Origin of the sequence: Alteromonas stellipolaris (genome assembly GCF_001562115.1) — a bacterium.
In the GTDB taxonomy this organism is placed as follows: Bacteria; Pseudomonadota; Gammaproteobacteria; order Enterobacterales; family Alteromonadaceae; genus Alteromonas; species Alteromonas stellipolaris.
The window spans coordinates 4131260-4145737 of the sequence record NZ_CP013926.1 but is presented as its reverse complement, the minus strand read 5'-3'; the positions used below and the strand labels follow the sequence as shown (position 1 = coordinate 4145737).

Genomic DNA, 14478 nt, shown 5'->3' with positions numbered 1-14478 from the left:
TTAAGTGTTCGCCGGCGACATTTTGCTGGCTTTGGCCATTTCACGCTCTTCTGTAGAAATTTCTTCAATTTCAACAGCGCGGCGACACATCAGCATTAGCGTTCCCATATAAGCGAACAGCAAAATAGTATAAATCGTGGCGTACATAGTGAACGAGAAAGCGATATTCGCAGGAGGCAGTGTTGTTACCGCTTCTTGTGTACGTAAAACACCACTAACCAGATAAGGTTGCCTTCCAATTTCAGTCACATACCAGCCGGCTAAGGTTGCAATCCAGCCGCTGAATGCCATGCCAGCGAATACACGCTTAAGCCAAAGCGGGAAAGACTTCCCTCTAAGCAAGTAGCTACTACCTAGCCATGAAACCGCCAACATTAAAAAGCCCATGCCTACCATCACCCGAAACCCGAAGAACACAGGTGCTACTGGGGGATGTTCGCCTTTAAAGTCGTTCAGGCCTTGAATTTTGCCATCCATTTTATGGGTTAAAATTAGACTGGCGCCGTTGGGTACTGGTATTTCAAAGTGATTTTCTCTGCTTTCTTCATCCGGAATGGCAAACAGCAGTAAGGGCGCGCCTTCAGTGGTATCCCAAAGGCCTTCCATTGCGGCAACTTTCTGCGGTTGATGCTCGAGGGTATTTAACCCATGCATATCGCCTGCAAAAATCTGCAAAGGAATAAGCACTGCAGCGGTATAGGTGGCGGTTTTAAGGGCAAGCTTTGGCGCAAGCTTGTCATCGCCTTTCAGCATACGGTAGGCCGATAAGCCGGCTATTAAAAAGCTGGCCGTCAGTCCCGAGGCTAACATCATGTGCACAAAGCGATAAGGAAACGAAGGATTAAATATAATTTCGCTCCAATCTACGGCATACACAACGCCGTCGATAATTTCATGCCCTTGCGGCGTTTGCATCCAGCTGTTAAGCGCCAGAATCCAAAAGGCTGACATGGTAGTGCCCACCGCCACAATCAATGTTGAAAGGGTGTGCAACCAATTAGGTACCCGACGAATACCAAACAACATAATACCTAGGAACGTGGCTTCTAAGAAAAACGCAGTAAGAACTTCGTAACCTAGTAGTGGGCCCGCCACATTACCCACCCGCTCCATAAAGCCGGGCCAGTTAGTACCAAATTGGAAAGACATGGTCACGCCACTTACCACACCAAGTGCAAAGCTAAGTGCGAATACGCGCACCCAGAAGCGGTACATCCGCATCCATACTGGGTGACCGGTTACATTTGAGCGAAACTTGAAGTAGAAAAGAAACCATCCCATTGCCATGGTGATAGTCGGAAACAGAATATGAAAACTAATATTTAATGCAAATTGTAAACGAGACAGCAAAAACGCATCCACAGATAGTCTCCTTAATTAACGGAATTTTTTCCCGGTAGAATTTTGTCTTTCAGTTCTAACATACGGCCAACACCCGAGCCGAGTTTCATCAAGGTGTTAAGTTTATCTGGCCCTAGGTTTTGAAGCTCTTGTGACCACGCGGTTACCGACTCTAATAAATCGTGAATTTCATTCAGCTTATCTTGCGCATTGGCTTCAGTTTTGTTGGCGGGAGTATCTAGTAATAAATCCCGCAATAAACTCATGGTGGGGTCTATTTCGCGCTTGCGGCGCTCTTCGAATACGCGGTTTGCAAGGGTCCAAATGTCTCCGCCTGCAATAAAGAACTCTTTTCGTTCACCAGGAACAAGATGCTGTTTTACCAAGCGCCACGACTGTAACTCCTTCAACCCCATGCTGGTGTTACCGCGAGATATATTTAGCGCGTCGGCAATTTCTTGCGCTGAGATGGGCTCATCAGCAAGTACAATAAGTGCCAAAATTTGGCCCACAGTGCGATTAAAGCCCCAACGACTGCCCATTTCACCGAAGTGCATAACCGCAGAAGTAATAAGTGGTGTCATTTTCATATCTATACCTGCTGAACTTTCAGAAATTACTGAAAGTTTATGCTGAAGTTTGATTGAGATCAACAAATATCAGATGAAAATTATGTTAGGAGGAGTACGAAAACATTTAAATGAGCAGTCGAATCTTATATATGTGATATGAGAGCTCAGTGGTTTTTTATCGGGTTAATTGCTTACGGCAAAAAGTGCAACGCAAGAGAGCGTGGCGACACTATCTTAATAAGCGTAAAATTCAGCAAGAATTAAGTCTTAAATTTATGCTTCGATATGTTGTTAAATTTAATAAATAGATGCTATAAAAAACCTTAAATGGAATAGAAAACGCGATGTTGAGGCCTATTGCTTTTACACGCTAAAAATTAGGGATTAATTTTGAAGATATTTTCTGCGTTATTATGCGTGTCATTGATAATGTTAAGCGCTTCCTCTTTTGGCAACAGCAAAGAAGTTAAAGCCGCCAAGATAATAAAAAATGCTAATAAAGTGGAAGATGCCTTCACTTCTCGCGGTGGCATGGAAGGTTGGACAAGAGTTTCATATATAATAGATAAAGACGGAACAACGAAAGATATCGTTGTTTTTGATTATTCAGGTAAAGACAGGTATGTAACAAAAGCCACTAAACTAGTTAAAAACCTACAATATTCCCCTGCATTAATTAACGATAAACCAGTAACAAGTGCTCAAATTTTGTTTGTTAAACACACATACTCAGAGGCTGGTCATAGTGAAGGCAGCGTCACACCTGCCTTTGCAAAAGAATACCAAGCTATAATAGACGCACTTACTAGCCCTTCCGCTAATATGCCTAGCATAAAAATATCCATAGACGAATTGGTAGAAGATCATACTAAAAATTTAAACGAACATGCTTTAGCGGCATGGTTAAAATCTATCTATTATTATAAAAATGAAGATTTTTTAGAATATATGCGCCAATCTCAAATTACGGTAGATTTATACGAATACCTACCTATAGCGATATTGGCTAAGTCTACGGTTAATCTTTTTCAGTCACAGCTTTACTACGGTAATTTCAAAGGTGCCTCTGAAACCCTTGCGCGTATGGGAAGCGTTGATGGCCTCAATTTATCTCAACAAACCCATCAACAATTTGCCGACGCGCTTAAGGCTTCTAAGGCGACTGAATCATCAAATGTTACTAAAGGTCAGCTCAGTAGTTTAGGCGCGTGGTCTCAAGCATATGAATTTTCAACATTCAAAGTTGACGTGTCTCAAGGGAGTGTTGATTCAGTGGAACTTAGATGTAATGACTATCAACAAAAATATGTAGAAGGTTGGGAGAACCAAATAGATTTTCCGGCGCAAACTTCTGATTGTATTTTGTTAATCAGAGGGGACGCGGGTTCAACATTTGATATTCTTGAAATTACGAGTTGAATAATCTCGAAAGCGAGCGCTGATAAGCACATTGATTACAATGCCGCTCTTCTCAAGTGCGAGTACAAGGCGCTGTCAAAGCGGCCAATGAGAGCGGCTAAAAAGAGCAGCTAAATAGAGCAGCGAAAGAGCTACCAACGTCTAATCATGGTTTTATAAACATCAGGGTCGAGTAGGCTTTCTCGCTGGCTTTTTACGCCATCAAGCATAGCCATTGCTTCAGCTTTAGACTCATACGTGATGCCATCAATGACGTAAACACTGTTATCGCCAGGTAATGCTTTATCTAATGGGTAGGCGATAGGTGTATCCAATGCCACAAGGCTCACGCTAGTTTCACCAATATAGTCAGCGATACCATCGTTATTTATATCTTTGGAAAGCCACGGTAGCCCTAGAATTTTATTGTAACTGCCATCCTGCTGCATAACTTGAATCGTTTGTTCAAACGCGTCAATAGTGGCCTTAGCATTCGGTGTATTGTCACCAAGCGCCAATGAAAAACCTGCGTTCATTAATGCTGCTGAAGACACGTGTAAAAGTTCTTCGCCGTCTTTTTCAAGCAGCAAGTTAAATTCTTCAATAAGTAATCGGGTAGTAATAAGGTACGGGGCTCTGTCATCAGCTAACTGCTTAAAGGCGTCGTACGTGCTGGGATTACGCGACCACTTTACCTCTTTGAGCAAACGAAACTTCGGCGTATTAGCAAAACGGTTTTCTATTGCCACACGACTGTTTTTTAAATGCGGTACCAGCATGACTTCTTCAACATCGTATTTTTTAGCGGTAGCATATAAATAGATGGGTAAGTAGGGGGCTGAAAGGGTAACGGCGTCTTTTCTTTCACCTAAATCTATATAGGCGAACTCGCCATCTACTTTACCGGAGCGCACCGCACTACCCAAGAAGGCATCGCGCATAACCTGAAGCTCTAGATTGGTTTGCATTCGCGAGAACGCCGCTTCAACAATAGACGTTAGTCTTGAAGGTTCGCCCTCATCGCTTACGTAAGTTTCAAATGGTGCTGCGGCAAGTGTGACACTATTTGCCTTTAACGGCGCCACAACTATGATAAAACTTAATAAAGCGATGACTCTCACCAACACGGGCGACATCTCCTAAACAACGTTATTATTATCTATTGGCGCTATTACTTTTTAACAAGTATAGCTGTTACTGGCCAAAACTGCCTGCAGCGCCTGGGAATACAACTGGGCTTTCAATACCATCGTTGTTCACGCTGGCAACCCCGAAAAAGTAGTTATCAATCACTACGTTTTCTAGTGTAGCTTCGTTCACCTTACCAACAAACTTACTGAATTCCCATTGCGGTGCATCGGTATGACGCCAGTAAACTTTGTAGCCCGACAGCTGAGGGTTTTGTGCTGTATCTGCCGCTTCCCACATTAATGTGGTAGAGGGCTGAACGGCGCCTTTAATGGTGACTTTGGCAGGCGGATTCGGTGCCCAAGCCATAGCCGCTAGCGATACTGCGTTTAAGCCAGTAAGCTTGGCTGCGTAGTCAAAATTCACACCATCTAAGGTATCGCCATATTTGATACCGTCTTCTTCTCTAAGGTCTTGATGCTGGCGAGTGTAATTTTCATTGGTTTCCATAATACGAATACCGGGAAAACCTAAATCGTTGAAAGGGCGATGATGTCCACCACGACCAAAGCGATCTAGTCGATAAATGACCATGGTGTCTAGATTCTCAATGTATTGGTCGGCAATGTTATCGATGTATCTTGCTAAGTTTCTGCTTGGTGAATCTACTTCGCCACCGGTGAAGCGGCGGGTGCGAGCTTCACCTGTAGTTTCGGTTACTCGGGTGCCTTCAGCAAATATACGAGCAGTGGTGTTGTTGATAACCCCGTTAACGCCTTCAATGTTGCCTATCATGTCGTTGTTCAATACCGCTTTTAACCGCCAGCCGTCTTTTTGTGCTTGGTTAGCCATAATACGCCCACCAAACAAGCCTTGTTCTTCACCTGCCAGTGCGGCGTACACAATGCTGCCGTTAAATGTATGTTTCGATAATATGCGTGCGGCTTCCAGTGTGCCAGCTACACCAGACGCATTGTCGTTTGCGCCAGGTGAGTCTGATGTGAAATCCATCACATCAGATACGCGAGAATCTATATCACCCGACATCATGACGTAACGTTCTGGATCGGTACTGCCGCGTTGAATAGCAATAACGCTTACAACGTCGACAGGGTCAGGAATGCGCTTTTCACCGCTAATGGTTTCAGACTGAAAGTACACTTCTAAGCAACCGCCACATTCAGCTGATATTTTTTCAAACTCAGCCTTAATCCAGCGCCTTGCTGCCCCAATGCCGCGGGTGTCTGATTCGGTTTCAGATAAGGTATGTCGCGTACCAAAATTCACAAGTGTGGTGATATCGTTTTCAATACGCTTTGGGGAAATGTCTTCGGCAATTTTATACAAGGATTGCTGCTGCGCACTTTGCGCCTGCGCGGTAAATGCAAAAGTAAAGGGTAGTGCAACTAACGCTGAAATTTTTACGAATGTAGGAATGCTTTTTATCATTGTTTTCTCCATTTCTTTTTTACCACCATACTGGATACGAGAGAAAGCAACAAATGGGGTTAACGTATGGAGAGGTTAATGGTCGATAACAGCCTATAATAGAAAGGGCATGCTTGATAGCGTGCCCTTTTTGTATGTATCGAGTGTATCAAAACTAGGTGCTGTTTATGCTAACTATGAAATAAGCACATAACTTACCTAAATAAACGCGAAAGCATCGCCAAATAGGTTTTCTACTTTTAGGCCGCGAACGGTAAAGTCTTCACGCACAGTCTTGGCCATTTCAAAACGTCCAGCGACATACACTTGCATGTGTTCGAAATCCGTATGGTCGGCCAATACAGCATGGTGAACCCATCCTGTTCTACCTTTCCAGTCGTCTTCGGCAAATTCAACCACAGGAACAAACGTAAAGTTATCGTGCTTGGCCGCGAGTGCATTTAACGCTTCTGATAGATATAAATCACCGGCATGACGGCCTCCCCAATAAAGGGTAATAGGCGTTTTATCGCCACTGTGCAGGTGCTGCTGTAATATAGAATAGGTGTAGGAAAAGCCTGTGCCTCCAGCGATTAATACCATCGGCAAGCCATTTGATTGCAAAAAGGCTTGACCGTTATTTACGCTAAGGCTAATTTCGCCTTCTTCTTTCATACGACTCAACACTTCACCGGCAAAGGTGTTGCCAGGCTCTGCGCCAATGTGAAGTTCAATGCGTGAACTATCAAAAGCGGCATTGGCGATAGAAAAGGGGCGCTTGTCTTTTTCGCCCATATCGATAAGCGCATACTGACCTGCTTGGAAGGTAACTGGCGCGGGAGGCGTTAATTCAATTTTGTATACTACGTCGGTTAACGGCGTGATGCTGGCAACCTTACATTTAATTTCTGACATGTAATCTCTTCTTACGTTTGTTGTTAGCGTTTCGCCGTTGGTAAATCCATGATACCAAGTTCATCCCAGATATCATCCACCCGTTTTTTCACGTCTTCGTCCATCACAATGGGCTCGCCCCATTCACGGTCGGTTTCGCCGGGCATTTTATTGGTGGCATCCATCCCCATTTTCGATCCTAGGCCAGATACTGGCGAAGCAAAATCCAAATAGTCGATAGGGGTATTTTCAATCATAACCGTATCGCGGGCTGGATCCATACGTGTGGTAATAGCCCAAATCACGTCGTTCCAGTCGCGGGCGTTTACGTCGTCATCGCACACTATCACAAACTTGGTGTACATGAACTGTCGTAAAAACGACCATACACCCATCATTACGCGCTTAGCATGACCGGGATATTGCTTTTTCATCGTAACTACAGCCATGCGGTAAGAACACCCTTCTGGCGGTAGATAAAAGTCTACAATTTCTGGAAACTGTTTCTGCAAAATAGGCACGAAAACTTCGTTTAATGCTACTCCTAAAATAGCCGGCTCGTCAGGTGGGCGACCGGTATAGGTAGAATGGTAGATGGGGTCTTTACGGTGAGTAATATGCGTTACCGTAAACACGGGGAAGTCATCTACTTCATTGTAGTAACCGGTATGGTCGCCATAAGGCCCTTCAGGTGCAACTTCGTCTTGCGCAATATAGCCTTCCAGTACAATTTCAGCACTCGCGGGCACTTGTAGATCGTTACTTATCGATTTAACCACTTCGGTTTTATCGCCTCGTAACAACCCTGCAAAGGCATATTCGGAAAGGGTATCTGGAACAGGCGTAACGGCACCTAAAATGGTTGCCGGGTCGGCACCTAGAGCAACGCTTACCGGGTACGGTTTACCTGGGTGAGTTTGGCACCACTCACGAAAATCGAGGGCGCCACCGCGGTGAGACAACCAACGCATGATAAGTTTATTTTTGCCGATAACCTGCTGGCGATAAATACCTAGATTTTGACGGTTTTTATGCGGCCCCTTAGTAACACTTAAACCCCAAGTAATAAGTGGTGCAGCATCGCCCGGCCAGCAGCGCTGAATAGGCAGTTTACCTAAATCGACATCATCACCGGTTAGCACGACTTCTTGGCATGGCGCTTTTTTAACCACCTTGGCTGGCATATTCAGTACCTGTTTAAAAACAGGCAATTTTTGCCATAAATCCTTTAGCCCTTTAGGTGGTTCGGGTTCTTTTAAATAGGCCAGCAATTCGCCCACTTCACGAAGTGCCGCTACTGAGGTTTGCCCCATTCCCATTGCCACACGTTCTGGTGTGCCAAATAAGTTGGCCAATACCGGCATGCTATGGTTTTTAGGGTTTTCAAATAATAGCGCAGGGCCACCGGCACGAAGTGTACGGTCGGCTATTTCTGTCATTTCTAAATCGGTATCGATTGGCTGGCTAATGCGAACCAATTCACCTTTGGCTTCCAACTGGTGAATAAAGTCACGTAAATCTTTGTACTTCATTTGAACAGGGGGTATCCGCAGACTAAAGTTAGGAACAAGAATATACTATTTCGACACAAAGTCCGATCAGTTCAGTGGGCTAAAAGGGTGGCTTATCAGGTTTTAGCGGCGTATGTTGATAAAATAATCTGGACACCCTACGTAAATGGTAGTCTGATAGCGTTAGTGCGGTTGAACTTCAAGTAGTTGAACTGTCTATACAAAAGAGTGAATAACAATAATACCCTTTTTTGCCTAAGGTGAGTGTATGACAATATTTGACCAGGACATGCTCGATGAACTTAACTTATTAGTTAAGTTTCCTACAGACAGTTTATTACAAGGCCTAAAGATTCATCACGATGCTAGCCAATCAATGGTGAATGCCGCATCAAGACTTTACAAAAAGGGCCTCATTACTCAGCCCGATGGCGGTTACCTTACCGATTTAGGAATAGATTTGGCCGATCATTCCCGTCATCTACAATCAGCGCTGTGTAATCGGAAAAGCAGTCACTAACGAATACGCGCCTGCAGCGGGGCTACTATTGAACCTAGTTGAATAAACTTCGTTAAATAAGCCCCGCTAAAATCCCATTAAGTATTCGTGATAATGGCCGATAATTAAACATAGCCAATAAGGCTTAGAGGCAAATATAGTCATATATATACCGTTATTTGTTTCCCTGCCTTTATGCCTAAACGCTTTAGAAGCACGATTTTTAGGCATTAACTTTAGATATTAGCTTAAAGCATAACCTCCAGACATTAACGTCTAAGTAAAGAAGCCATTGATATGAAACTGTATTCACTGCCCACAATTTGTTTATTGCTTTCTACACTTTTCAACACCGCGGTGTTGGCTGAAGGGGAAACCATTGATGAAATTCGTGCGGTACAGTTGTACGATCAAAACGCGCTTATCGATATGATTAACGCCAATACCCATTTAGATAAAGTTGTCGCCGACCGATGTCAGCTAGTACAAGACATAGAAGCTCGTGCCGATATATTGAAAGTGCCCGCTTATCAGTTTTTATGGGGTGATATGTTAGCTTGGGGGGTATGCGTAGATGCTGAACCGGCTAGGGGTATGACCCATATTGAAGATGCCGCGAACCAAGGTTTTCCCGCCGCGTTGGAACAGTTGGGCCGTTATTATGCGAACGGTACATTAGTGCAAGAGAACAAAGAAAGGGCGGTGGTGTATTTACGAGAAGCCGCAGCGCTTAAAAGTTTAAAGGCGCAATTGCAGTTAGTTGAGCTATTTCTCGATGGGTACGGTAGCCCCTACGACTATCAAGATGCATATCATTGGCTACATAACTCAGTCACTAACGACAAAGCGCAACATCAAAAAATAGCCAGTTACTTAACCAAGCTTGAAAAGCTAATGCACCCTAAAGCAGTACGCGCAGCGAAACGCCCATTAGACAGCTAGTTTCATGCATAAGACAGGCTAGTTCCATAGGTTAGCTATTACCGTTACTTCGTTCGCTCAATCTTATAGGGCGCGCTTGCAAAAATTTCTCCCACCGCAACAAAGCTAGATTGTATTCAACTACGACCGCAATAAACTAGCACCTCAGTATACTAACGCCTCAGTAAACAATGACTGGCATAGATAACGACTGCAAAAAAGCACCAAGCAGCGATAATTAGCACCTTCCTCCAGCCCAACACGTTAATTGTGTATTCATATACGTCTATGATAATTATTGGGTTTTGAAACATGTTGTCATAAAACTGCCTCTTATCTGTCACCTTCGCTTCATCATTTCGTCTTATAACAAGACTAGATTCATCTGCTTTGCAGAGCTCTGACCACTACTGCAATAAACTATGAAAAAAACACACAATTAAGCGCACAACACACTAACGAGATATCCGCTAAGGGACAGACAAATGTTTTCAAAAACCCTATTAGCCACCGCTATTTTTAGCGCATTGGCCGCTCCAACATTTGCTAACACAGATTCACCAGCAGATGAGAAAGACTACATTGAAGAAATTACCGTTACTGCACAAATGCGTGAGCAATCGATAATGGATGTTCCGGTAACCATGGATGTTATTTCAGGCGACTTCTTAGAGCGCACTAACATTATGGAACTTGATGAGCTTTCTCGCGTTTTGCCAAACGTTCAAATTCAAGAACAAGCGGTAAGTCTGCCTTCGTTTAATATTCGTGGCGTGACAGACGACGGCTCGTCTGTTTCAGCTACCCCACGTATCTCTGTATATCAAGATGGCTTCGACATTAGTAAGAAAACCGTATCAAGTGTAGCGCTTTACGACATTGCCCGCGTTGAAGTATTAAAAGGCCCGCAGCCCACCCTATTTGGTGTTGCAGCAGCAAACGGTGCAATCAGTATTCACTCTCACTTGCCTACCAATGAAAAAGAAGCAAGGGTTCAGCTAGGTTACGACACTGAGTCGGGCAAAGAAGCCGAGTTCATGTTCAATACGCCTCTTAATGATAATCATAGCGTGCGTATTGCCGGCTTATATCGTCAGATGGACGGTATTGTAGAAAACAATGCCTGCTCTGAAGACAGCTACTATGGCAACGCCGACATGATTGATCATTTAGGCAATACCGTGCCCTGTAACAGCGAAGACTTACAAGGCATTTCCGTGCAAGCACTGCGTGGTACATGGAAAGCCAGCTACGACAACTTCGAAGTAATAGCCCGTGCTTCAATGGAATATAACGACCAACCAGGTATTGCGTTTAAATCAGGTTCAATTGCTCCTAATGGCGGCGACACTAGCCCGTTTACGGCTGCTGAATTCAGTATGGGTAGCGAACTTGGGATTGAGCGTACACTGCAGGCCTACGATATTTCACTAGATTACGATATCAGCAACAGCCTAATGTTCCACGGTGATGCGTATTACAAAGATGTAGAAGTGAGTGAAGGGTTTGATGCCGATGGATCAGCCCTCAGAATTCAAGATGCTTACTTTGACAATGATGCAACGCTAAGCGGTGGCTCTATGCGTTTAGTATACGATTCAGGTGATAAACTGGTCGCCTTTGTGGGCGCATCAGTAAGCCAAGATGATTCAATATTGCCTTATTATGTGATGGTAGACCCGTTTGTTCGTGGTACGTTCGACGCAGTAAAAGAGCAGTTAGAAGCCTCTTCAAATATTCCATTAAATCAAAATATTGCTACAGACGCATCGCTTGAAGAAATTGAAGCGCTGCGAGCCATGCTGGTGTCTTCATTGTTCAATGCCGATGGCACGCCAATTTCAAGTGCAGACTTCCCCTCTACTATAATTCAAGGCCCGTACATCTTTGAAGCTGAGTTAGACATTACTTCTTATGTGGCAGAAGTTTCTTACTTTGTGACTGATAAAGTGAATGTGACCGCCGGCGTGCGCTACATTGATGAAACTCGCTATACCAAAAATACCTACACGTTAGATTCAGGTACCTTTGCGTTTGAAGCAGAGGGTGACTTTGACGATACGCTACCTCGTTTTGCCGTTAGCTACGACATGAACGATAGTTGGAATTTTTACGCCAACTACGCGCGCGGCCGTCGCTCACCTGTGGTTAATGCTGATTTCTCTGGTGTATCGACAACCAAAGCGGAAATTGTCGATAGCTATGATTTGGGCGTTAAATACCAAAGTAACAATTTCACCTTCTCAGGCGCGATTTTTACGTATGAATATAGCGATTATCAACAGTCTTATACTGATCCTGAAACACTGCAATCTATTACCGTAACCGTTGGCGATTCAACTATGTCGGGTATTGAAGGCATGGGAACCTACCATTACAGCGATACCTTATCGATTACCGGTAGCATTGGTTTCTTAGACGCAGAATTTGCTGATGAAACGGCCGATGGTAGCCCATTTCAATATGCTGGCAATAAATTCCGCTTAGCCCCAGAAGTGAGCGGTGCGATAAACATCAACAAGGAATTTGAAGTTCAGAATTGGTTAGTAAATGTGAATTGGTTAACCAGCTTCCAGTCTGAAGTATTCTTTGAAAGCAGTAACTACCCGGGTTTATCGCAAGATACTCATTCGTTAACAGATATCTCTGTACAGTTCTCACAAGAAGCGAGCAGCTTTGCGTATGAAGTGTATTTAGAAAATGCCTTCGATAAAGAGTATGTGATTGATGCAGGGAATACTGGTGGTGGTTTAGGTATTCCTACTTATGTTCGTGGTATGCCGCGCATTGCAGGCGTTCGCTTCTATTACAGCTACTAATATCTTTTAGTGCTAAAAAAATCCCGTTTCGTTTTTGAGCGATAACGGGATTTTTTGTTTTAATGCTAGGCGCTGACTCTCTATCAGTTCTTTATGCGCCGTTAACGACAAACTCGTGGCTGGTCACTGTGCTGGCCGATGTGGATTTAATCGTATCGACATAGCGCCACGTGGCAACTGCCTGCTTTTCAGTAAATGAGACGGTTAAATAGCCCCGCTGATGTAAGTTGCAGTATTCTAAATCGTCGATAAGAACAGAAAGATCCTCAGCCATGACTTTTGCAGTGGCAGCATCCATTTTTAAATAGTGTTCCATACCAGGTGAAGACACGCTGGATGTAGCAAGTTCTGTTGCCACCGCTGTGCCATCTTGCAAGGTTAGCGTGTTATGCCACGCATTGTGGGTGTCACCCGCCAGCGCGATCACGGGTTTATTTAGTTGTTGTATTGCGGTCAGCAATTGTTCCCGTTCAACAGGGTAGCCATCCCATGCATCAAGATTGTAGGGCATAGCAGCGGCTAGCAATTGTTCTTCTTCTGCCGAGATTTTTTCTCCCGCCAGCTTTCTGCGTTTGCTATTGGCAAGCACGTGTACATGCGCAGGAATTTGCTCGAAAGGCAGACCATTGAAGATAGATGCAGGAAACATCATGCGGCCAACTAAAAGCTGCTGCCCTAACACTTGCCATTTCGCTTTGCTATCGTTCATGGCCGTATTAAGCCATGTTCGTTGAGCATGCCCCAGTAAACCTCGTTCTGGCGCACTAATCGCTTTGGTGAAACCGGCTAAATCAAAAGCCTTGGAATTAGTAGCATCTGGGTCGCGAAAGTCGCTATAGGCTAATTGCTTATCTCGCGCTAGTACACGTGTATCTAGCATGTATAGGTCGACTAAATTGCCGAACGTAAACTGGCGATATATTTCTAATCTGCTTTCACCGAAGGTAGGTCTAATGGGTAGCCATTCATAATAAGCTTGCACCGCCGCGGCTCTACGGGCGTAAAAATCCCCTTCATCCTCTTGATGGTTTTCAGCGCCATCTTTGTAGGTGTCGTTAGTGATTTCATGATCGTCCCACACCACAATAAAGGGCTTAGCTTGGTGTAAATCTAATAAGCCTTGGTCGGTGCGATAAAGCGCATAGCGTTTTCGGTAATCTTCTAAGGTATAAAGCTCAGTGTCGTTATCGTCAGCAAAAGTGCGGCCTAATTCTTTGGCATGCTCGGTGGCATAGCCTTCACCGTTGTATTCGTAAATGTAGTCGCCTAAGTGCAGTACAAAATCGATATCTTGTTGCGTTGCGGCATCAGCATAAGGCGTAAAAAAGCCTGCAGGGTAATTTGAGCAAGAAAACACCCCAAACGTGACCTGGCTTACGTTCTCTTTTGGCAAGGTTAATGTTGTACCAACTTGGCTTACGTTGTTTGCACTTTTAAAGCGATAATAATAGCGGGTGGCAGGGGCTAAACCGGTAACATCGATTTTAACCGTAAAGTCTCGGGATTGCTTAGCCTCGGCAATATCACTGGCAACAAGGGTATTAAAATCTTTTGAGGTGGATACTTCCCACAAAATATAAGCACTTGGGGTACTTGTTTCGGGCAAAGCACGGGTCCAAAGAATTACGCTATTATGAAGTGGATCTCCGCTGGCAACACCATGAGTAAAGCTAGCATTATCTTGCGGTTTTTTGGTGGAAACACAGCCAGCTAAACCTTTTGTAATGGCAACACTGGCACCAGCGATTGAACCTAATTTAATAAAAGAACGTCTGTCCATAAAGCATGTCCGTAAGAGATATTTTTTTAGTGATTGAGAACTAAAGATATATCGAAAATGTATGACAGTGGCATGGCAGTTTTATAACGTAATGTTTTGTGTAGATTGCTGTTATACTGTGCGTAAATCGAACGCTTTAAAATTGCTATGCGTAGAACATGGGCAATAGTGTTTGAAAAATGAATAA

Annotated in this window: 11 protein-coding genes; 4 read left to right on the top strand and 7 right to left on the bottom strand. The window is 44.1% G+C overall.

The window, feature by feature from the left end:
- Window positions 1-1362, bottom strand: coding sequence for a cytochrome ubiquinol oxidase subunit I (locus AVL57_RS17510; protein ID WP_057795791.1), 1362 nt, complete (start codon window positions 1360-1362; stop codon window positions 1-3).
- 11 nt (window positions 1363-1373) lie between these two features.
- Window positions 1374-1931, bottom strand: a complete 558-nt coding sequence (locus AVL57_RS17505) for a GbsR/MarR family transcriptional regulator (protein ID WP_013786244.1) — start codon at window positions 1929-1931, stop codon at window positions 1374-1376.
- 372 nt (window positions 1932-2303) lie between these two features.
- Here AVL57_RS17505 and AVL57_RS17500 point away from each other — a divergent pair, with 372 nt between their 5' ends.
- Complete coding sequence (locus tag AVL57_RS17500) at window positions 2304-3332, top strand: energy transducer TonB (RefSeq protein ID WP_138118239.1); 1029 nt, start codon at window positions 2304-2306, stop codon at window positions 3330-3332.
- A gap of 131 nt (window positions 3333-3463) precedes the next feature.
- Here AVL57_RS17500 and AVL57_RS17495 read toward each other — a convergent pair whose 3' ends face one another.
- The 4 genes from AVL57_RS17495 to ubiD all read right to left on the bottom strand — a co-directional run bounded on the left by AVL57_RS17495 (window position 3464) and on the right by ubiD (window position 8293).
- Entirely contained in the window at window positions 3464-4447 is a 984-nt protein-coding gene (locus tag AVL57_RS17495; RefSeq protein WP_231701238.1) for a substrate-binding periplasmic protein, read from the bottom strand.
- 58 nt (window positions 4448-4505) lie between these two features.
- Complete coding sequence (locus AVL57_RS17490) at window positions 4506-5888, bottom strand: M28 family metallopeptidase (RefSeq protein ID WP_057795797.1); 1383 nt, start codon at window positions 5886-5888, stop codon at window positions 4506-4508.
- 198 nt (window positions 5889-6086) lie between these two features.
- A complete protein-coding gene (gene fre / locus AVL57_RS17485) occupies window positions 6087-6782 on the bottom strand; it encodes an NAD(P)H-flavin reductase (protein ID WP_057795799.1) in 696 nt (231 codons plus the stop codon).
- A gap of 23 nt (window positions 6783-6805) precedes the next feature.
- Window positions 6806-8293, bottom strand: coding sequence for a 4-hydroxy-3-polyprenylbenzoate decarboxylase (gene ubiD, locus AVL57_RS17480; RefSeq protein WP_057795801.1), 1488 nt, complete (start codon window positions 8291-8293; stop codon window positions 6806-6808).
- Window positions 8294-8540: 247 nt separating this feature from the next.
- Here ubiD and AVL57_RS17475 point away from each other — a divergent pair, with 247 nt between their 5' ends.
- The 3 genes from AVL57_RS17475 to AVL57_RS17465 all read left to right on the top strand — a co-directional run bounded on the left by AVL57_RS17475 (window position 8541) and on the right by AVL57_RS17465 (window position 12511).
- A complete protein-coding gene (locus AVL57_RS17475; RefSeq protein ID WP_057795803.1) occupies window positions 8541-8792 on the top strand; it encodes a TIGR02647 family protein in 252 nt (83 codons plus the stop codon).
- Between the two features lie 276 nt (window positions 8793-9068).
- A complete protein-coding gene (locus AVL57_RS17470; protein ID WP_057795805.1) occupies window positions 9069-9713 on the top strand; it encodes a tetratricopeptide repeat protein in 645 nt (214 codons plus the stop codon).
- A gap of 464 nt (window positions 9714-10177) precedes the next feature.
- Complete coding sequence (locus AVL57_RS17465) at window positions 10178-12511, top strand: TonB-dependent receptor (RefSeq protein ID WP_057795807.1); 2334 nt, start codon at window positions 10178-10180, stop codon at window positions 12509-12511.
- A gap of 91 nt (window positions 12512-12602) precedes the next feature.
- Here AVL57_RS17465 and AVL57_RS17460 read toward each other — a convergent pair whose 3' ends face one another.
- A complete protein-coding gene (locus AVL57_RS17460; protein WP_057795809.1) occupies window positions 12603-14291 on the bottom strand; it encodes an alkaline phosphatase D family protein in 1689 nt (562 codons plus the stop codon).
- Window positions 14292-14478: the final 187 nt, after the last annotated feature.

Coding starts and splice junctions, on each gene's coding strand:
- AVL57_RS17505 (WP_013786244.1), bottom strand. CDS start 1,931: ATGAAAATGACACCACTTATTACTTCTGCGGTTATGCACTTCGGTGAA.
- AVL57_RS17495 (WP_231701238.1), bottom strand. CDS start 4,447: ATGTCGCCCGTGTTGGTGAGAGTCATCGCTTTATTAAGTTTTATCATA.
- AVL57_RS17490 (WP_057795797.1), bottom strand. CDS start 5,888: ATGATAAAAAGCATTCCTACATTCGTAAAAATTTCAGCGTTAGTTGCA.
- fre (WP_057795799.1), bottom strand. CDS start 6,782: ATGTCAGAAATTAAATGTAAGGTTGCCAGCATCACGCCGTTAACCGAC.
- ubiD (WP_057795801.1), bottom strand. CDS start 8,293: ATGAAGTACAAAGATTTACGTGACTTTATTCACCAGTTGGAAGCCAAA.
- AVL57_RS17475 (WP_057795803.1), top strand. CDS start 8,541: ATGACAATATTTGACCAGGACATGCTCGATGAACTTAACTTATTAGTT.
- AVL57_RS17470 (WP_057795805.1), top strand. CDS start 9,069: ATGAAACTGTATTCACTGCCCACAATTTGTTTATTGCTTTCTACACTT.
- AVL57_RS17465 (WP_057795807.1), top strand. CDS start 10,178: ATGTTTTCAAAAACCCTATTAGCCACCGCTATTTTTAGCGCATTGGCC.
- AVL57_RS17460 (WP_057795809.1), bottom strand. CDS start 14,291: ATGGACAGACGTTCTTTTATTAAATTAGGTTCAATCGCTGGTGCCAGT.